Source organism: Micromonospora yongxingensis (assembly GCF_052601155.1).
On sequence record NZ_JBQXEO010000006.1, the window covers coordinates 230,180 to 249,225 of the forward strand.

Sequence of the window (19,046 nt, forward strand, 5' to 3'; positions counted from 1 at the left end):
GGCGACAGCGCGTCTCCCGGGGCGGAACTGCCGGCCCGTCACCGGACGGTAAGAAATGCGCTGGTGGTAAGGGTTCGGTAAGCACATTCCGGCCTTCGCCGGGTGGGTGCCGCCCTAACGTCGGCTGTATGCCGACTCAGATCGACGTGGTGCTGCCCTGCCTGGACGAGGCGGCCGCCCTGCCCGGCGTCCTCACGGCCCTGCCACCCGGATACCGGGCCATCGTGGTGGACAACGGCTCCCGGGACGGCTCGCCCGAGGTGGCCGCCCGGCACGGCGCCCGGGTGGTCCACGAGCCCCGGCGCGGGTACGGCGCGGCGGTGCACGCCGGCCTGGAGGCCGCGGACGGCGAGCTGGTCTGCGTCCTCGACGCCGACGGCTCCTTCGACCCGGCCGAGCTGCCGGGCCTGGTCGCCCCGGTGGCCGCTGGGACGGCGGATCTCAGCGTGGGCCGGCGCCGGCCGGTCGGTGCCGGGGTGTGGCCGTGGCACGCGCGGGCCGGCACGGCCCTGGTCGCCGCGCTGCTGCGCCGCCGGGGCGTACCGCTGCGGGACCTCAGCCCGATCCGGGTGGCCCGCCGCGACGCGCTGCTCGCCCTCGGCGTCGCCGACCGGGCGTTCGGTTACCCCCTCGAACTGCTGATCCGGGCGGCGGCCGCCGGCTGGCGCATCCACGAGCTGGACGTGACGTACGCCCCCCGGACGGCCGGCACCCGATCCAAGGTGTCCGGCTCCGTCCGAGGCACCCTGCGCGCCACCCGCGACTTCGCCGGCGTGCTGCGCACCGTGGACGGCCCCCGGTGACGGTCCTGCTGGTGGTCGCCAAGGCGCCGGTGCCCGGGGCGGTGAAGACCAGGCTCTGCCCGCCGGCCACCCCGGCGCAGGCGGCCCGGATCGCCGCCGCCGCGCTGCGCGACACCCTCGACGCCGTGCGCGGCACCCCGGGGGTGACCCCGGTGCTGGCCTGCGCGGGCCGCCTGACCGAGGCCCAGGACGCGGCCGAGCTGACCGCCGCCCTGGCCGGCTGGGTGGTGCTGGACCAGCGGGGCACCGGGCTCGGCGACCGGCTCGCCAACGCGTACGCCGAGGTGGCGGCGGCGTACCCGGGGCGGCCGGTGCTCCAGATCGGCATGGACACCCCGCAACTGACGCCGGCCCGGCTGACCGCCGCGGTACGCCGGCTGCACGCCGCGGACGCGGTGCTCGGCCGGGCGCGCGACGGCGGCTGGTGGTCGCTGGGCCTGCGCGATCCCCGGCACGCGGGCGTGCTGCGCGACGTACCGATGTCGACGCCCGACACCGGCCGCGACACCTGGGCGGCGCTGACCGGGCGCGGGCTGCGTACCGTGCCGCTGCCGGTCCTGCGCGACGTGGACGAGTGGGCCGACGCCCTGGCGGTGGCGCCGGAGGTGCCGCGGGGCCGGTTCGCCCGGCAGGTCGCGGCGGTCCGGCTCGCCCTGGTGCCGGGGGACCGGAAGTGAGTCGGGTCGACTCGGCGCGGGGTGCCCCGCTGGCTGTTCCGGTCGGGGCGCCGGTCCGGGCCGGCGACGGGTCGGCGCAGGGCGACGGGTTCGCCGCCGCGCTGGACCGGGCGGCCGGCGGGCGGTGGTTGGTGCACGGCGACGGTGTCCGCAGCCGGCTGCCGGTGGACCGCTGGCACGGCCGGGCCGAGCCGGCGGTGGCCGGGGTGGTCGCCCGCTGCGGCGGACCGACCCTCGACCTCGGCTGCGGGCCGGGTCGGCTCACCGTGGCGCTGACCCGGGCCGGTCTGACGGCGGTGGGGGTGGACGTCTCCGCGGCGGCGGTGCGGCTGACCCGTGCCCGTGGTGCGGTCGCCCTGCACCGCGACCTGTTCGGCCCGCTGCCCGGCGAGGGCCGCTGGTCGCACGCGGTGCTCATCGACGGCAACATCGGCATCGGCGGCGAACCGGTCGCGCTGCTGCGCCGGTGCCGGACGCTGCTCGCCTCCGGCGGCACGGTGCTGGTGGAGCTGGAGCCGCCCGGTCCCGGGCTGTGGCAGGGCCAGGCCCGGGTGGCCGCGGCGCACCGGGCCGGCGGGCTGTTCCTCGGCCCGGCGTTCCGCTGGGCCCGCCTCGACGTGCACGCCGTCCATCCGGTCGCCGCCGCCGCCGGCCTGGTCGTACGGGACCTGTTCCGCCGGGGCCGGCGCTGGTTCGGTGAGCTGACCGCCGTCCACCCGCTCGTCTCCGACCCCACCTGACCGTCTCTGGGTCCGTCGACGCAGGTCAGGCCGCCGGGAGGCGGACCACGAAGCGGCAGCCGCCGACGATGTTCTGCACGTCCACCCGGCCGCCGTGTGCCTCGACCAGCCCTCGGACGATCGCCAGCCCCAGCCCGCCGGAGCCCTCCCCGCCCGTGTGGGGCGTGCGGGCCGGTTCGCCCCGGAACGCCACATCGAACAGTCGGGGCAGGTCGTCCTCGGGGATGCCGCCGCAGGTGTCGGCGACCGCCAGCCACGCGGCGTCGCTTTCGCACCCGGCGTCGACCCGGACGGTGCCGTCGCTCGGGGTGTAGTGCACCGCGTTGAGCAGCAGGTTGCCCACCACCCGGGCCAGCTCGGGCTCGCTGGCCAGCACGGTCGGCCAGCCCGACTCGGCGGCCACCAGGCGGATCCGGCGGGCCTCGGCCAGCGGTGCGGTGCCGGCCAGCGCGTCGGAGACGACCTCCCCGAGCGGCACCGCCGACAGCGAGAGCCGCAGCGCTCCGGCGTTGATCCGGGACAGCTCGAACAGGTCGTCCACGAGGCGGGTCATGCGGTCGGTCTGCGCGCGGATCCGCCGGTGGTACTCGGCCACCGTCGCCGGGTCGTCGACCACCCGGTCCTCCAATGCCTCGGCCATCGCCCGCAGCCCGGCCAGCGGCGTACGCAGGTCGTGCGACACCCAGGCGACCAGGTCCCGGCGCCCCTTCTCGACGCGCCGCTCCCGCTCCCGGGCCTGGTCCGCCCACACCGCGGCCGCAGCCAACCGGCGCCCGAAGTACCAGCCGACGCCGAGGCTGACCACCGCCGCCGCGGCCACCGTGAGCAGCACGACCTGAAGGTCGTGCGGGGACAGGAACATCGCCTGGGCGACCACCACCACCCCGGCCACCACGGCGGCCACGGTGACGGTGAGCAGGACGCAGACGTGCACCGTGATCGACCGGTCTCGCAGCAGCCGCAGGGTCAGCGCACCGACCAGGCCGACGCCCAGCGCCGCCGCGAGCGCCGCGCCGAAGATCAGCGCCAGGTCACGCATCGGCCGGCTCGTACCGGTAACCGACGCCCCAGACGGTGACGATCCGCCGGGGCTCGGCCGGGTCGTCCTCGATCTTCTCCCGCAGGCGCCGCACGTGGACGGTCACGGTCGACTGGTCGCCGAAGTTCCAACCCCACACCTGGTCGAGGAGTTCGGCGCGCCGGAACGCCCGACTCGGGTGCCGCATCAGGTGCGCCAGCAGGTCGAACTCGCGCAGCGTCAGCGCAAGCTCGCGTCCGTGCAGGCGGGCGGTCCGGGGTCCGGTCGCCACCTCCAACCCGGCGTCGACCAGCACCTCGGCCGCCGGCCCGGCCGGCTCCCCGGCCCGGCGCAGCACCGAACCGACGCGCAGCACCAACTCGCGCGGCGAGAACGGCTTGCCCAGGTAGTCGTCCGCGCCCAGTTGCAGGCCGAGCACCCGATCCGCCTCGTCGCCGCGCGCGGTCAACATGATGATCGGTACGCCGTCCGGCCGCTCCCGCAGCCGCCGGCACACCTGCAACCCGTCCAGCCCGGGCAGCATCAGGTCCAGCACCACCAGGTGCGGCGAGCGCTCCTGCACGGCGTCCAACGCGGCCAGCCCGTCCCCGACGTGGCTCACGTCGTAGCCGGCGTGCTCCAGGTAGCGGCAGACCACGTCGCTGACGGTCCGGTCGTCGTCGACCACGAGCACCCGCTGCGCCACCGGCCACCTCCCGGGTCAGCCTAGCCAGCAGCACTGCCGGTCAGCGATCCGGAAGATCTTGCGGTCCTCTTACGTCCCGCGGTGGCAGACGGACCGGGAGCCTGCCGCCGCCGTCGATGGCCGTCCGAGCAACCCAGCACGATGCCGAATGCTCAATGGCCGGACGGCCACCCTTCATGGCCATGACCATCGATTGACATGATCGTCAGGGACGGTTGCCGTCCACCCCCTGACGAAAGGCGGCTGCTCATGCCGATCACGCCCTCCGCCACCCCCACCCCACGTGCCGGAAGGCGCGCCGCAGCGATCGCCCTGGCAGCTCTCGCCGGGGCTTGCCTGACCGTCGCCAACGTCCAGTCGGCTTCGGCCGCGCCCTCCGGCATTCCGTCCAAGGCGACGGCGCAGTCGCAGCTCAACGCCCTGACCGTGGCGGCGCAGGGGTCGACGGCCGGCTACTCGCGGGACCTGTTCCCGCACTGGATCACCGTCAGCGGTAGCTGCAACACCCGCGAGCAGGTCCTCAAGCGCGACGGCACCTCCGTCGTGGTCGACAGCTCCTGCGCGGCCACTTCGGGCCGCTGGTACAGCCCGTACGACGGCGCGACCTGGTCGGCGGCCTCCGACGTCGACATCGACCACGTCGTGCCCCTGGCCGAGGCGTGGCGCTCCGGAGCCAACTCCTGGACGACGAGCCGTCGGCAGAGCTTCGCCAACGACCTCACCCGCCCCCAGCTGATCGCGGTGACGGACAACGTCAACCAGGCCAAGGGGGACCAGGACCCCTCCACGTGGCAGCCGTCGCTGTCGTCGTACCGCTGCACCTACAGCAAGATGTGGATCACCGTGAAGTACAACTGGGGCCTCACTCTCCAGTCCTCCGAGAAGTCCGCGCTGCAGAGCATGCTCAGCACCTGCGCCTCCTGACCAACACGTGCCACCCGGCCGGCGCTCGCTGGCTTCTCACCGTGGTCCAGGCATGTAAGCCCGTGCCACGCGCGTCTCTTATCACGCGGGGCGCCGGTCGGTAGCGTGGGACGTGACGGCGGCCGTCGGGCCGGTGTCGCATCCCGCGCTACGAGGAGGTACGGGATGGACTCCATGCCGGAGTTGAGCTTCGGGCAGCGTCTCAAGGTCTACCGCGAACGATCCGGCAAGACGCGCGCCGTGCTCGGCGGGCTGGTCGGTCGCAGCGCCGAGTGGGTGAAGGCGGTGGAGACGGACCGCATTCTGCCGCCGCGCGTACACATGTTGGACCGCATCGCGCGTGCGCTCAAGGTCGAGGTGGCCGCCCTGGTGGGGGAGTTGAGCGACCGGTCAGCCGCAGTGAACGGGCCCGAGCATCCGGCGTTGGCCTCGGTCCGGGACGCCGTGAACCGTTTCCCACTGGCTGGTGACGTGCCTCCAGACTCGTTGGGTCGTCTGCGGGACCGTCTCTCGGCGGCATGGCGTGCGCGGCACCAGGCGTCCGACCATCGCACGGTGTTGGGCGCGTTGTTGCCGGCCCTGGTGCGGGACGCGCAGGCTGCCGCGTTGACGTACGAGGGTGCCGACCGTCGCCAGGCGCAGGCTCTCCTGGCCGAGGTCCTTGGGCTCGCCCAGATGTTTCTCGCCTACCAACCGGCTGCCGAACTGCTCTGGCGCGTCGCCGACCGCGCGATGGTGGCCGCGCAGGAGTCCGGTGATCCCGAGGCGCTGGCCTGCGCGGGATGGTTTTTGTGCCAGGTGCACCGGGACGCCGGTGACTGGGACACCGCCATGGCCGTGACGCTCGATATCCTTTCGGCTCTGGAAGCTCGCACGGCCGATGCGAACCCGAATCTTCTTGCACTGTGGGGTGCGCTGCACTTCGAGGCCGCTTATACGGCAGCCCGTGCTGGTGAGGAGGGCCGCGCCTGGCGATTCTGGGACCGCGCGGACGAGGTGGCCCAGCGTTTACCGCAGGGGTTCTATCAGCCGCAAACGTCGTTCTCGCGCGTCGTCATGGGTGCCCACGCCGTGACCGTGGCCGTGGAGTTGCAGAAGTTCGGTGAGGCGGCGAGGCAGGCGCGTCGTCACGAGACGGCGGCCATTCCGTCGAGGCCGCGTCGTGCGCGCCACCTCATCGAGGTCGCCCGTGCCCACTACGGCAAGGACGACAGGGAAGCCGCCGTGGCGACTCTCCGGCAGGCGTACGAGTCGGCTCCGGAGACGATCCGCTTCAACGGCTATGCCCGGCAGATCACCCTGGACCTGCTCGGCGGGCCGCGTGCCACGCGCGACGAAGCTCGTGACCTGGCGCTGAAGGTCGGCCTGGTCTCCTGATCCAGGGGTACGAACCTTACCCATCCCACCTGGTAGCCGAACGTAGCTTCCCCGTCACGGGGTGCGGCGCGCGGTGTGAATCGCTGGTTGCCATGCCCCTGTCAGCGGGGGTGGACAGGCCGCCCTCGCTCGTGACGAGGGAGGGCACATGCGGCGCGTCTCCTACGAGGAATACCTCACGGCTACCGCCCTGACTCTCGCCCGTCGTCACCGGCCGGTCTGGTCCTGGCGACACTGGCGACGCATCTGCCGCTGTGGTGCGAACCTGCCCTGCCGCAGTCGTCACCGTCTCCCGATCAGCCGCGGCCACTGGCCCCTCGATGGCGGCCGACTGTGACGGCCCACGGGCCAGTCCCGCCGGTATGGATGTGTGGCGGCTGCGGCAGCGACTGGCCCTGCCCAACCCGGCGTCGAGAGTTGGTCGCCGAGTACGACCACGCTCCGGTGTCGCTCGCCCTTTATCTGGCCGCCCAGCTCGTCGACGCCACCCGGGACCTGGCCCACGCTCCCGCCGGCTCCCTGCACCGCCGATTCCTCGGCTGGATCCGGTGAGCGTTCTTCGGCCTGGGGACGAGAAGTTCCACTACAGCGACGGCTCTCACCGGTGGATCCCACCGAATCCGGACTACGACCAGGAGGTCTGGGACGAACAGGTCCGCCAGCACAAGCATGGCCACCTGAGGAACGAGCGTCCGAAGGTCAGGATCCAGCGTTTCGTCTGATCAGCGAAACGGTGAGGATCTGGCCGGTCTGCCATCAAAGTCGTCGCCGACTGACCGAGTGGTCAGCGACCGGGCACCGGCTGCGTACGATGCGGGGCTGAGTTTCCCTCGTCGCGGCGGAGGTATCGGGCAGATGGCAGGCCAGCACGAGGGTTTTGCTCTCGGCGTCGACCTCGGTACGTCCAACACGGTCGCGGTGCTGCGCTGGCCTGACGGGCGGACCCGTCCGCTGCTCATGGATGGTCAACCGGTCAGTCCGTCCGGTGTGTACGCCGACCCGGACGGCACGCTGCACGCCGGCTGGGACGCCCGACGGCTGGCGCAGGCCGACCCGGCCCGGTTCGAGGCGAACCCGAAACGACGGGTGGACGACCCGGCGGTGCTGCTCGGCGACCGCCCGTACCCGCCGGCGGAGCTGCTCGCGGCGGTGCTGACGGCGGTCGGGCGGGCCGCGGTGAGCAGCGTCGGCTTCCTGCCTCCGGCCGTGCTCACCTGCCCGGCTGCCTGGGACGCGACCCGGCGGCAGGTGCTCGGCGACGCGCTGATGCGGGCGGGCTGGCCGCAGGCCGCCGAGCACACCCTCGCCGGGCCGACGCCGCCGGGCACCCGACTGCTGCGCGAGCCGGTGGCCGCCGCTCGCTACTACACGCAGGTGCTGCACCGGCCGGTGCCGGTCGGCGGCGCGATCGCGGTGTTCGACTTCGGTGGCGGGACCCTGGACGTCGCCGTGCTGCGCAACGAGGGCGCCGACCCGTGGGGTGACTCCGGCTTCAGTGTGGTCTCCGACGGCGGCCTGCCCGACCTCGGTGGCCTGGATCTCGACGCCGCGTTGGTCCAGCGGGTCGGTGAGCTGGTCGGTGACCGGCACGCCGCGCTGTGGGCCCGGCTGCTGCGCCCGGCGGACGCGGCGCAGCGCCGCGACCAGATCCGGCTGTGGGACGAGGTCCGGGGCGCGAAGGAGACCCTCTCCCGGTCCACCGTGGCGCCGGTCGCGGTGCCCGGGGTGGGCGAGGCCGTGCGGCTGACGCGGGCGGACGTGGAGCGGGTGGCCACGCCGCTGCTGCGCCGCGCGGTGGACCGGGCCCGGGAGGTGATCGCCGCAGCCGGGCTGAGCCCTGATCAGTTGTCCGGGCTGTTCCTGGTCGGCGGCTCGTCGCGGATCCCGCTGGTGGCCCGCATGCTGCACGCCGAGCTGGGGGTGGCGCCGACGGTGCTGGACCAGCCCGAGTTGCCGGTGGCCGAGGGCGCGCTGACCGACCTGCCGCTGCGCAGACCGCTGGCGGTGCCGGCGTACGCGGGACCGTCCGTCGCCCCGCCCGCCCCGGCCGGAGTACCCGCACCGGCTCCGCCGGGCCCGTCCACGCCGCCGGTGCCGGTCTCACCGGCCGGAGCACCGTTCGCGCCGACGCCGCCCGCCCCCGAGACCGCACCGACCGTGCCGGCCGGGTCGGGTCCCGCCGCGCCGACCGTGCCGGGGCCGGCGGGCGTACCCCCGAGCGTGCCCGCTGGGTCCACGTCGCCGGCCAGCGGGCCCCGCTGGCGGCGGGCCCGCTGGGTGGTGCTCGGCGCGGTGCTCGCCCTGGCCGGGGTGGTGACCGCGGCGACGCTCTACTACACCCGGGACCGCTACCCGGACCTGGAGTTCCGGTCGCTGCTTGAGCTGTCCCGCCCGGCTGCCGGCGCCCAGCGGCCCGCGGGCATGTGGACGGCGGTGCTCGGCGACCGGGCCTACCTCGGGTACCCGCTGCCGGACGACCGCCTGGAGGTGGTGGGCGTCGACGCCGCCACGGGTGACCAGCTGTGGCGCAAGCAGACCGCCGTCACCGCCGAGGACTGGGCGGGGCTGGTCGCCGTCCCGGGGGCGGTGGCGGTCCTCGCCGACGCCCCGGGCGACAGCACCCCCCGGGAACTGGCCGTGCTGGACGGCCGCTCGGGCACCCAACGCTGGCACCGGGCGATCCGTGGTGACGACGACGTCTACTTCGCCGACGACGCGGCGGTGGTGGTGGACCGGGACGCCGGCCAGCTCGTCGGGCTGCGGCTGAGCGACGGCACGGCGAAGTGGACCCGGCCCAACCCCCGTGACCAGTACGGCGGTGGTCGAACCGTCGTCCTACCGGTGGGCAGTGCTGAGGCGTCCGGTGGTCCCGCGTTCCTCGACGGCACGCCCCGCAACCCCTGGACGGGCGAGGACCGGCGGCTGGTGCAGGTCGGTGCGGACCGGTCGGTGCGACTGCTCGACATGTCGTCCGGCGCCGTGCTGCGCGAGTGGGGGAGTGTCGCCGACCTCGACGACCTGGTGGTGGCGCACGAGGACCGGCTGTACGTGGCCGCCAACGACGGCGGGTACCAGCTCCTGGCGTACGACCTGGGTTCCGACGCGGAGCCGGTGGTGCTCTACCGGGCCGGGGACGACCAGCGTCGGCCGAAGGAGCTGGTGGCCTGCGGCAAGCGGCGGGCCTGCCTGCTGGAGGTGCCGGACAACGACGCCGCCCGCACCGAGGTGGTGGCGGCGACCGAGGGTGAGCGCCCGAGCCGCTGGCCGGCACCGGGCGTGACCCGCCTGGTTCCGCTCGGTGAACAACTGCTCGGCCAGCGGGAGTACCCGGAGCCGAGGGTCACCCTCTTCGACGCCTCTGGCAAGACGGTGCTGCGCGACCGTCGCGGGGTGGCGGCCCGGCTGGACGAGGGCAACGTGCTGGTCTTCGCCGAGGCGCCCAGCACGGTGGCGGACAATCGGGTCCTGGCCGGCGTGTGGGCCGAGTCGGGTGAGGTCGACGAGCTGGGCGAACTCCAGGAGGTCCGCAGCGCGTCCTGCTCGTGGAACACCCGGGTGATCGCCTGCGGGGCGGAGAAGGACTTCGTGGTGTACCGCTTCGCCAACGACTGATCCTCCGCTGGGGGGCAGGTCAGGCGCGGAGGATGTCGGTGCCGTCCACCCGGACGGGGATCTCCGTCAGGCCCCGGGTGGCAGGGCCGCCGAGGCGGGCGCCGTCGCCGGCCGAGAAGGTGGAGTTGTGCGCCGGGCAGGTGATCACCCCGTCGCGGGGAGCGCCGACCCGCACGCCCTGGTGGGGGCAGGTCGCGTCGTACGCCGTGAAGGTGCCGGCCTCGGGCTGCACGACCAGCACGCCGTCGACCACCGTGCCACCGCCGACCGGGACATCGCCGGTACGCGCCAGCACGGTGCCGGCCGTGGCGGCCGCCCCGCCCGCCGGGGTGTCACCGGCCCCGCAGGCGCTGAGAAGTCCGGCGGCGGCGACCGCGCCGGCCCCGGTCAGCAGCGCCCTCCGGCTCAGGCACCAGCGGTTGTCGCGGAGGAAGTCCTGCCCGTCGTACACCGTCGTCACCTCTCCGTCGGCGGACCGGGCCGCTGTGGTCCCGGGCGTCGCTGCCGCTGGTCGGCGGCGGCGCGGCCGGACGGGTCCGGTGGCTCGCCGGACCAGCCTGCCCCATGCGGCTGAACGTCCGATGCGACGACGCTGAATGGCGGCTGGGTGCCGCCGGTGGGCCGCAGGATGCTCGCCGGGGCGGCCCGTACGATGCTCCGGTGATTCTTCGGGGTGCGGTCCGGGCCGATCGTCCGCTGGTGGTGCTCGCTGTCGAGGAGGAGGCGCGGTACCTCCCTCCGGAGCTGCCGGTGCTGCTCACCGGGATGGGCAAGGTGAACGCCGCCAGCGCGGTGGCGGCGGTGCTGGCGGCCGGGCCGCGCCCCGCCCTGGTGCTCAACCTGGGCACCGCTGGCGCGCTGCGCCCCGGGTGGGGCGGCATCCACGAGGTCGCCACCGTGCTCCAGCACGACCTGGACACCGCCCTGCTGCGCACGCTCACCGGCCAGACCTACGGCGCGCCGCTTCCGCTGGCCGCCGAGGGCGCGGTGCTCGCCACCGGCGACACGTTCGTGGCCGACGACGCGGCGCGGGACCGGTTGGCGCAGCGTGCCGACCTGGTCGACATGGAGGGGTACGCGATCGCCTGGGCCGCCAGTCAGGCCGGCGTACCGTGCCGCCTGGTCAAGCAGGTCAGCGACGAGGCGGGGGAGGGTGCGGCCCGGACATGGCGGGAGTCGGTGGACGACTGCGCCCGGGACCTCGCCGACTGGGCCGGCCGTCACCTCGCCTGACGGTCGGGGTCACTCGCCCGGCCGCCACAGTCGCAGGCCCGGCGTGGTCTCCGGGGTGTGGCCGGGGGTCAGGATGTGACCGGCCAGCCCGAGCGCCACGATCCCGGCGACCGACAGGGGCGGCCATCCGCCGGCCCACGGCAGCACCAGCAGCGGCAGCAACTGCCAGACCAACCGCCGCCACGGCACGACCGCGGTCACCATCCAGGTGAACAGAACGCGGCCGAGCACGAACAGGATCGGGCCACCGATGATCAGCACGAGCCACCGCGCCGGCGTCGTCCCGGTCGGTCGTGCGGCGACCAGGTCGAAGGAGGCCGCCGTGCCGATCACGCCGGTCAGCATCACCAGATGTGTGTACGGAGCGACCCGGGACGCCTTGCGCGTGTCCGCCCCGGCCTTCAGCAACTTGCCGGCCTGAAAGACGTAGATCTGCCAGAGCAGCAGCATGGTGGCGAAGGCGCAGAGCAGGGCGGAGAGCCGGAGGCGGTCGAGATCCATCTGGCTGACCTCCAGAATGGGCACCAGGATGATGTCGCCGAGGGCCAGGATGATGAACTGCTGGTACCGCTCGCCCAGGTGCTCGGTGGTCCGGTCGTACTGCTCGAGGGGCACCTGGCCCAGCACGGGCGTCGGGTACCGAACCGCTGCGGAGACGAGGTCGATCGCTATCGCGACCGTCCAGAGCCCCCAGTTGGGTGAGCCGGTCAGCGCTCCGGCAATCCAGAAGACGCCGGACACCACGAACCAGAACAGGAACCGTGTGGCCCGCTCCATGGCGGCCCGGTGCTGCTGTCGGTGCAACGTGATGACCAGGACGACGCCGCGCACCACGTGAGTGGTGGTGTACGCGATCGCGAAGACCATGGCGTGCCCGACGGACAGCATCGGCAGAGCCGCCGCCATTCCCACCGATCCCACCATGGCGACCATCAGGATGGCCTGGATCGGGCGCTGATCCGGGTCGTAGAACTCGGTTGTCGTGGAGGTGACCGACCAGGTCCACCAGATCGCCGCCAGCGTCAGGAGCACCGGCCCGGCATCGGTCCAGGGCTCGCGTTCGGCGATCAGCTTCGAGACCATGGCGAGCGCGGCCACGAAGACGACGTCGAAGAGCAGCTCCAGCAGCGTGGCCCGGGCCGACCCGTTCGGCCGGCGTACCAGCGCCGTACTGCCTCCGGTGGTCATGCCCGGCCTCCCGCCGCATCCTCCGAGGATTATCAGCGGCACCGGCTCGGCGCGTCCCTCGATCGGCGATTCCCGCCGATCCCGGTCACACGGCGACCGGCCGGAGGTTGCCATGCCGTCGACCGCCGGACGATGCTTGATGACATCCACATATCTCGATCTCCGCGGAGGCTCGGATGCGCCGCTCCCCGCTCGTCGCCCTCGTCCTGACCGCCCTCCTGCTCCTCACGCCCGGCGCGGCGCAGGCCGCCGTCCCCGACCGGGCCGCTCCCGCCCCGAGGGCCGCCGACCCGGCCGCGCTGGCCGGGGTACGCACGGCCGGCACCGCCTGGGGCCTCGACCCGGCCACCGGCCGGATGACCATCACCGTCGACGACACCGTGGGCCCCGCCGAGCTGGCGGCACTGCGGGCGGTGGCCGACCGCGCCGGTGCGCTGCTGCGCCGGGAGCCCGGAACGCTGCGGACGCTGATCGCCGGCGGGCAGGGCATCTACGGCGGCGGCGGTCGCTGCTCGCTCGGCGCCAACGTGCGCAGCGGCACCACCTACTACGTGATCACCGCCGGGCACTGCACCGCGGCAGCCAGTTCCTGGTACGCCGACAGCGCACAGACCACCGTGCTCGGCGTCCGTACCGCCACCAGCTTTCCCAACAACGACTACGGCGTGATCCGCTACACCGGCCGGATCGCCCATCCCAGCGCCGTCTACACCTACCCCGGCCTCCTGACCATCTACGGCGCCGGGAGCGCGTACGTCGGTCAGGCCGTCTGCCGCAGCGGCGCCACCACCGGGGTGCGGTGCGGCAGCGTCACCGGGCTCAACCAGACCGTCAACTACGCCGGCGGCGTGGTCTACGGCCTGATCCGGACCAACATCTGCGCCGAGCCGGGCGACAGCGGCGGACCGCTCTACGTGGCGGCCACCGGAACGATCATCGGCATCCTCTCCGGCGGCAGCGGCAACTGCACCTCCGGCGGCACCACCTACTACCAGCCCATCGGGGAGGCGCTGGCCGCGTACGGGCTGACGCTGCCCTGACCCGTCGTTGCGCTCAGCGCAACCGGTTGCCCGTTCTCCGCAGCGGGCCTAGGCTCGGCGGCACCCCGGACCCCGCCGCGAGGACGAGTGCCCACGATGCCGCCCGAGCCCCGACACGACCCCGCGACCGCCCCGGCCGGCACTCCGCCGGTCGAGGTGGCCACGGTGGGGGAGACGATGGTCGTGCTCTGCCCCGCGCCGGGCGAGCCGCTGGAGCAGGCCGAGCGGGTCGCCGTCTCGGTCGGCGGCGCCGAGTCCAACGTGGCCGGCTACCTGGCCCGGCTCGGGCACCGGGCCGCCTGGGTGAGCCGGGTCGGCGACGATCCGTTCGGGCGGGCCGTCGTCCGGCACGTCGCCGCCGGCGGCGTCCGCGTCGACCTGGTCACCGTGGACCCGACCGCGCCCACCGGGCTGTACGTCAAGGACCCGGGCCCGACGGCGACCGCCGTGCACTACTACCGCGCCGGGTCGGCCGCCTCCCGGATGGATCCCAGCGACCTGACCGACCCTCGGCTGGCCGGCGCCCGGGTGCTGCACCTGTCCGGGATCACCCCGGCGCTCTCCGCCATCTGCCGGGCGCTGGTCGAGCACGCCGTGACCGACCGGCCGCTGGCGGGCGCGCTGATCAGTTTCGACGTCAACCATCGGGCGCCGCTCTGGCCCGCCGACCGGGCCGCGCCGGTGCTGCGCGACCTGGCCGACCGCAGTGACCTGGTCTTCGTCGGTCAGGACGAGGCGGACGCCCTCTGGGGCACCACCGATCCGGAGGCGGTGCGCCGGTTGCTGCCCGGCCCGGACACGGTGGTGGTCAAGGACGGCGCGGTGGGCGCCACCGCCCTGTGCCGCGACGCCGAGCCGGTCTTCGTCCCGGCGCCCCGGGTCACGGTCGTGGAGCCGGTCGGCGCCGGGGACGCCTTCGCCGCCGGCTACCTCGCCGGGCTGCTGCGCGGCCTCGATCCGGTACGCCGGCTGCGCCTCGGTCACCTGGTCGCCGCGCAGGCGCTGGGCAGCAGCGGCGACAACGCCCCCCTGCCACCGTGGACCTGGTTCGATCGGCTGCTCGACGCCCCGACCGACGCCTGGTCACCGCTGGACCTGACCGGCGCGAGAGAGGTCTGAGGCGTGTCGTGCGTGAGCGCCCCGACGGTGGTGGCCACCCTCGTCGACCTGCGACGACTGCTGCCCCGACTGCTGAGCACCGCGCAGCGGATCTTCCGCGACCTCGGATGGAGTGGACCATGACCACACTGGACTTCGATCACGTCTTCGGCGCCGCCCGGGTGATGGCGATCCTGCGCGGCCTGCCGGTGGCGGAGACCGTCCGGCTCGCCGGGAGGGCCTGGGACCTCGGCATCGACGTGGTGGAGGTGCCGGTGGCCACCGCCGACGCGGTGCCGGCGCTGCGCGCCGCCGTCGAGGCGGGCCGGGAGCGCGGCAGGATCGTCGGCGCCGGCACGGTGCTCGGCATCGAGCAGGTGACCGCGGCGGCCGACGCCGGCGCCGCGTTCACCGTCGCACCCGGCCTGGACCTGGCGGTCGCCGACGCCGCCGCCGCGCGCGGCCTGCCCCACCTGCCGGGTGTGGCCACCCCGACCGAGGCGCAGCAGGCGCTGCGGCACGGCCTCACCTGGCTCAAGGCGTTCCCCGCGATCTCCCTGGGCCCCGCCTGGTTCCGGGCCGTCGCCGGCCCGCTGCCGCAGCTGCGCTTCGTCGCCACCGGCGGCCTCGACGCGGGCAACGCCGGCGAGTTCCTGGCCGCCGGCGTACGGGTGGTGGCCGTCGGCTCGGCGCTGGCCGACCCCGACCAGCTGGACCGCCTCGCCGAGCTGGTCGCCCTCGGAGCGCCCAACCGCTGACGCCCGGGGTGGCGGGTTTGCGCCATGGCGTAAAGGCGTCGGTGGGAGGCGGCATTCGGGGACGGGCGTTGCGCCGATGCTGTGCTGCGTACCGCTCCTCGACACAAAGAGGTCACCTTGGCTCTGTCTTCCAGGCGCCGCCGGTCCGGGCTGATCGCCCTCGGCGCCGCCCTCACCCTGGCGGCCGGGTTCACCCCACCCGGCACAGCGGCGTCCGCCGCCCCTCCGCACACCCCTGACCGCCCGGCGGGCCAGCCCCCGGCCGCCGCCGGACGCGCCGCCACCGTCACCCTGATCACCGGGGACACGGTCACCGTCACCACCGCGGCCGACGGCAGCACCGTCTCGACCGTCCGCCGGCCGAACGGCAGCATGCCGAGCTTCCACCGCACGGTGCTCGACGGCGACACCTACGTCTACCCGGACGAGGCGCTGCCGTACGTCAGCGGCGGCGTACTGGACCGGCAGCTGTTCAACGTCACCGAGCTCATCGCGGACGGCTACGACGACGCGCACACCGACAAGCTGCCGCTGATCGTCACCCTGACCGACGCCGCCGCCCGCAACCGCACCCGGCCCACCGTGGACGGGGCCGAGCTGGTCCGGCCGCTGGACAGCGTGCGGGGCGCGGCGCTGACCCGCCAGCGTGCCACCGCCGAGAAGTTCTGGACGGCTCTCACCGCCAGCACGGCCCGCCGCGCGGGTGGCACCCCGACCCTCGCCAACGGCATCGCCAAGGTCTGGCTGGACGCCCGGGTGCACGCCGACCTGACCGAGTCCACCGCGCAGATCGGTGCCCCGGCGGTCTGGGCCGAGGGCAACACCGCCGCCGGTGTCGACGTCGCGGTGCTCGACTCCGGTGCCGACGTCGAACACCCGGACCTCGCCGGGCAGATCACCGGCACCAGCAGCTTCGTGCCCGAAGAGCCCGACGTGCTCGACTACAAGGGACACGGCACGCACGTCGCTTCGACGATCGCCGGGACCGGCGCCGCGTCCGCCGGCGCGGAGCGGGGCGTCGCCCCCGGCGCCCGGCTGCACATCGGCAAGGTGCTCAACAGCGAGGGCAGCGGCCAGAACTCCTGGATCATCGCCGGCATGGAGTGGGCGGTCCGGGACCAGAAGGCCCGCGTCGTCAACCTGAGCCTCGGCGGCGAGGCCACCGACGGCACCGACCCGCTGAGCCAGGCGGTCAACCAGCTCAGCGCCGAGACCGGCGCCCTCTTCGTGGTCGCCGCCGGCAACGGCGGCCCCAACTCCATCGGCAGCCCGGCCGCCGCCGACTCCGCGCTCACCGTGGGCGCCGTCGACGCCACCGACCACCTCGCCGACTTCTCCAGCCAGGGTCCGCGCGCCGGCGACGGCGGGCTCAAGCCCGAGCTGACCGCACCCGGCGTGGACATCCTGGCCGCCCGCTCCCACTTCGTGCGGGGCGGCACCGGGGACTACACGCTGATGAGCGGCACCTCGATGGCCACGCCGCACGTCGCCGGCACGGCCGCCCTGGTCGCCGCCGCGCACCCCGACTGGACCGGCCAGCGCATCAAGGAGGCGCTGGTCAGCACGGTCAAGGCCACCCCCGGGTACACGCCGTACCAGGCCGGTGCCGGCCGGGTCGACGCCGTTGCCGCGGTGCACGCCACCGTCTTCGCCACCCCGAGCGCCTACTCCGGCTTCCAGGCCTGGCCGCAGCAGCCCGGGCTGACCGTCGACCGGACGGTCACCTACACCAACACCGGCGGCACGCCGGTCACCCTGAAGCTGGCCCTCGACGCGGCCACCGCGCCGGCCGGTCTGTTCGCCCTCTCCGCCGACACGCTCACCGTGCCGGCCGGCGGCACCGCCACCGTGACGCTGACCGCGGCGTACGACCGGCTCCCGGCCGAACGGCAGGTCAGCGGCACGATCATCGCCACCGACGGCACCGGTACGGTCCGCGGTCGCACCCTGATCGGCGCCAGCAAGGAGGGCCAGCGGCAGAACCTGACGCTGGTCGCCAAGGACCGGGACGGCAAGCCCCTCGCCGGCAAGGTCATCCTCACCACCGACGGCCTGTTCACCGCCGTGGACCTGCCCGAGAGCGGCACCGCCACGCTGCGGCTGCCGGTCGCGACATGGACCGGGTGGATCGCCGCCGACGTGCGGGGCGTGAACGGGCCGCACTCCAAGGGCATGGCCCTGCTCAGCTTCACCGACGTCACGCTGGACCGGGACCGCACCGTCACCCTGGACGCGCGGGCCGCCCGGCAGGTGCGGGCCCAGGTGCCCCAGGAGGCCACCCCCAGCGCACTGCGGCTGGACATCCACCGGTCCTTCGGGGCGAGCCTCACCGAGAGCCAGATGCTGCCCGATGCCTCGTACGACAGCATGTGGGCGCTGCCGACGGGCCGCCCGGTCACCGACGGCGAGTTCGAGTTCGGCGCGCGGTGGCGGCTGGAACAGCCGGCGCTGACCGTCGCCTCCGGCGACCGTTCGTACGACGACCTGCTGGTGAAGCGGGCGACCCCGGCGCTGCCGGGCGGCCGGCACAAGCTCGACGCGGTCTACGCCCCCGACGCCTCGGCGGCCGGGCTGGCCAGCAGGCCGGTCCGGGACCGGGCCGTGGTCGTCCGGCGCAGCGACACCGTGGACATCGCCACCCAGGCCCGGGCCGCCGCGACGGCCGGCGCGAAGCTGCTGCTGGTGGTCAACGACGGCGTCGGCCGGCTCCAGCCCTGGGACGAGGTTCCGTGGAGTCCGGAGAGCCCCGCCCCGGTGACCGTGGCGACGCTCACCGCCGACGAGGGCGGGCAGCTCATCGCCGCGCTGGAACGCGGCCCGGTGCGGCTGACGGTCGACTCGCACCCGGAGACCGAGTACCTGTACGACGTGGTGCACCACTGGACCGGCGCGGTGCCGGCCGACCCCACCTACCGGCCCACGAGCCGTCAGTTGGCCCGGGTCGACGTGGAGTTCCGCAACTACCGACCGGGCAAGGCGCTGGAGTTCCGCACCGACATCTGGCGCGGCTGGGCGTCGAGCAACCTGGTGAGCGTCCGGGCGCAGGGTCGGCGTACCGACTGGGTGACCGCCGACGCCAGGTGGATCGAGGACGCCCTCATCGTCGGCGAGACCGGTCAGCACTCGATGGACGTGACCACCTACCAGGCGGGCAGGCCGAGCACGGCCACCTGGTTCGGGCCGATCCAGCGGCCCCGGATGGGCGTGCTGGGTTACCTGCCGGTCCGCTACCTGGACACCGTCTACCTGCCCGCGCCCGGCTGGGGTGACGGGGGTGGCCACATCGGTGAGGCCTACGCCAACTTCGACATGGTCAACCGGACCACCCTCTACCAGGGCGACAAGGAGCTGAACTGGGGTAACGCCGAGTACCTCCGGGTCTCCGGCCTCGCGGAGCAGCGGCTGCCGTACCGGCTGGTGGTGGAGAACGACCGGGCGGCGTGGACCAACCCGTACTCCCGGCAGACCCGCACCGAGTGGGGCTTCAGCTCGGCGGTCACCGGGACGGAGACGTCCGAGGTGCTGCCGATGATCCAGCTGGACTACCGGGTGGCCATCGACCGGGACGGCACGGCGTCGCGGCGGGCACCGCTCACCGTGGTCGCCTCCCAGTTGCCCGGCAGCACGGGCAAGATCGGCGCGGTGACCGTCGAGGTCTCCTACGACGACGGGGCGACCTGGCAGAAGCCCCGGCTCACCCGGGACGGTGACGGTTGGCGGACCTCGCTGGCCGCACCGGGCGGGGCCAGCTTCGTCAGCCTGCGCACCACCGCGCGGGACGCCGCCGGCAACACCGTGAGCCAGAGCATCAACCGGGCGTTCGGCCTGCGCTGACGCCACGATCTGCCGGCCGCCGGTCCGGGTGCCTCGCG

Annotated in this window: 15 protein-coding genes; 11 read left to right on the top strand and 4 right to left on the bottom strand. The window is 74.2% G+C overall.

Annotated elements, in window-relative coordinates:
* The first annotated feature begins 128 nt into the window (after positions 1-128).
* The 3 genes from ACTWLT_RS10865 to ACTWLT_RS10875 are packed head-to-tail and all read left to right on the top strand — an operon-like array spanning position 129 to position 2,220.
* A complete protein-coding gene (locus ACTWLT_RS10865) occupies positions 129-803 on the top strand; it encodes a glycosyltransferase family 2 protein (protein ID WP_445318223.1) in 675 nt (224 codons plus the stop codon).
* Complete coding sequence (locus ACTWLT_RS10870; protein WP_445318224.1) at positions 800-1,480, top strand: TIGR04282 family arsenosugar biosynthesis glycosyltransferase; 681 nt, start codon at positions 800-802, stop codon at positions 1,478-1,480. Before ACTWLT_RS10865 ends, ACTWLT_RS10870 begins: the two co-directional genes overlap by 4 nt.
* A complete protein-coding gene (locus tag ACTWLT_RS10875) occupies positions 1,477-2,220 on the top strand; it encodes a class I SAM-dependent methyltransferase (RefSeq protein WP_445318225.1) in 744 nt (247 codons plus the stop codon). Before ACTWLT_RS10870 ends, ACTWLT_RS10875 begins: the two co-directional genes overlap by 4 nt.
* A gap of 25 nt (positions 2,221-2,245) precedes the next feature.
* On the opposite strand, the gene ACTWLT_RS10880 is transcribed toward ACTWLT_RS10875, so the two are convergent.
* On the bottom strand, positions 2,246-3,259 hold the full coding sequence (locus tag ACTWLT_RS10880) for a sensor histidine kinase (RefSeq protein WP_445318226.1): 1,014 nt from the start codon (positions 3,257-3,259) through the stop codon (positions 2,246-2,248).
* Complete coding sequence (locus tag ACTWLT_RS10885) at positions 3,252-3,944, bottom strand: response regulator transcription factor (RefSeq protein ID WP_445318227.1); 693 nt, start codon at positions 3,942-3,944, stop codon at positions 3,252-3,254. The genes ACTWLT_RS10880 and ACTWLT_RS10885 overlap by 8 nt, the downstream gene beginning before the upstream one ends.
* Before the next feature lie 249 nt (positions 3,945-4,193).
* Between ACTWLT_RS10885 and ACTWLT_RS10890 the strand changes: the two genes are divergently transcribed.
* The 3 genes from ACTWLT_RS10890 (at position 4,194) to ACTWLT_RS10900 (ending at position 9,857) form a co-directional block, all read left to right on the top strand.
* On the top strand, positions 4,194-4,868 hold the full coding sequence (locus ACTWLT_RS10890; protein WP_445318228.1) for an HNH endonuclease family protein: 675 nt from the start codon (positions 4,194-4,196) through the stop codon (positions 4,866-4,868).
* 165 nt (positions 4,869-5,033) lie between these two features.
* On the top strand, positions 5,034-6,245 hold the full coding sequence (locus tag ACTWLT_RS10895; RefSeq protein WP_445318229.1) for a helix-turn-helix domain-containing protein: 1,212 nt from the start codon (positions 5,034-5,036) through the stop codon (positions 6,243-6,245).
* Between the two features lie 855 nt (positions 6,246-7,100).
* The gene (locus ACTWLT_RS10900) at positions 7,101-9,857 is read left to right on the top strand and encodes an Hsp70 family protein (protein WP_445318230.1); all 2,757 of its coding nucleotides are present in this window, start codon (positions 7,101-7,103) and stop codon (positions 9,855-9,857) included.
* Between the two features lie 19 nt (positions 9,858-9,876).
* Here the strand turns inward: ACTWLT_RS10900 and ACTWLT_RS10905 are convergent, their stop codons facing one another.
* Positions 9,877-10,317, bottom strand: coding sequence for a Rieske (2Fe-2S) protein (locus ACTWLT_RS10905; RefSeq protein WP_445318231.1), 441 nt, complete (start codon positions 10,315-10,317; stop codon positions 9,877-9,879).
* Positions 10,318-10,517: 200 nt separating this feature from the next.
* Here ACTWLT_RS10905 and ACTWLT_RS10910 point away from each other — a divergent pair, with 200 nt between their 5' ends.
* On the top strand, positions 10,518-11,090 hold the full coding sequence (locus ACTWLT_RS10910; RefSeq protein ID WP_445318232.1) for a nucleosidase: 573 nt from the start codon (positions 10,518-10,520) through the stop codon (positions 11,088-11,090).
* A 9-nt stretch (positions 11,091-11,099) separates the two neighbouring features.
* On the opposite strand, the gene ACTWLT_RS10915 is transcribed toward ACTWLT_RS10910, so the two are convergent.
* Positions 11,100-12,278 carry a low temperature requirement protein A gene (locus ACTWLT_RS10915; RefSeq protein WP_445318233.1) on the bottom strand — a complete coding sequence of 393 codons (1,179 nt, stop codon included), beginning with the start codon at positions 12,276-12,278 and terminating at the stop codon, positions 11,100-11,102.
* A 176-nt stretch (positions 12,279-12,454) separates the two neighbouring features.
* Between ACTWLT_RS10915 and ACTWLT_RS10920 the strand changes: the two genes are divergently transcribed.
* From ACTWLT_RS10920 to ACTWLT_RS10935, 4 genes are all read left to right on the top strand, one after another.
* Positions 12,455-13,318 (top strand): S1 family peptidase, encoded by an 864-nt coding sequence (locus tag ACTWLT_RS10920; RefSeq protein WP_445318234.1) that lies wholly within the window; start codon positions 12,455-12,457, stop codon positions 13,316-13,318.
* A gap of 96 nt (positions 13,319-13,414) precedes the next feature.
* Positions 13,415-14,437, top strand: a complete 1,023-nt coding sequence (locus ACTWLT_RS10925) for a sugar kinase (protein WP_445318235.1) — start codon at positions 13,415-13,417, stop codon at positions 14,435-14,437.
* 119 nt (positions 14,438-14,556) lie between these two features.
* Positions 14,557-15,174: a bifunctional 4-hydroxy-2-oxoglutarate aldolase/2-dehydro-3-deoxy-phosphogluconate aldolase gene (locus ACTWLT_RS10930; protein ID WP_445318236.1), complete on the top strand. Its 618-nt coding sequence runs from the start codon at positions 14,557-14,559 to the stop codon at positions 15,172-15,174.
* A gap of 117 nt (positions 15,175-15,291) precedes the next feature.
* Complete coding sequence (locus ACTWLT_RS10935) at positions 15,292-19,008, top strand: S8 family serine peptidase (RefSeq protein WP_445318237.1); 3,717 nt, start codon at positions 15,292-15,294, stop codon at positions 19,006-19,008.
* The last annotated feature ends 38 nt before the right edge of the window (positions 19,009-19,046 follow it).

Excerpts from the sequence above, each read along its gene's own strand:
- ACTWLT_RS10865 (WP_445318223.1), top strand. The coding sequence starts at position 129 with ATGCCGACTCAGATCGACGTGGTGCTGCCCTGCCTGGACGAGGCGGCC.
- ACTWLT_RS10880 (WP_445318226.1), bottom strand. The coding sequence starts at position 3,259 with ATGCGTGACCTGGCGCTGATCTTCGGCGCGGCGCTCGCGGCGGCGCTG.
- ACTWLT_RS10890 (WP_445318228.1), top strand. The coding sequence starts at position 4,194 with ATGCCGATCACGCCCTCCGCCACCCCCACCCCACGTGCCGGAAGGCGC.
- ACTWLT_RS10895 (WP_445318229.1), top strand. The coding sequence starts at position 5,034 with ATGGACTCCATGCCGGAGTTGAGCTTCGGGCAGCGTCTCAAGGTCTAC.
- ACTWLT_RS10900 (WP_445318230.1), top strand. The coding sequence starts at position 7,101 with ATGGCAGGCCAGCACGAGGGTTTTGCTCTCGGCGTCGACCTCGGTACG.
- ACTWLT_RS10915 (WP_445318233.1), bottom strand. The coding sequence starts at position 12,278 with ATGACCACCGGAGGCAGTACGGCGCTGGTACGCCGGCCGAACGGGTCG.
- ACTWLT_RS10920 (WP_445318234.1), top strand. The coding sequence starts at position 12,455 with ATGCGCCGCTCCCCGCTCGTCGCCCTCGTCCTGACCGCCCTCCTGCTC.
- ACTWLT_RS10925 (WP_445318235.1), top strand. The coding sequence starts at position 13,415 with ATGCCGCCCGAGCCCCGACACGACCCCGCGACCGCCCCGGCCGGCACT.
- ACTWLT_RS10930 (WP_445318236.1), top strand. The coding sequence starts at position 14,557 with ATGACCACACTGGACTTCGATCACGTCTTCGGCGCCGCCCGGGTGATG.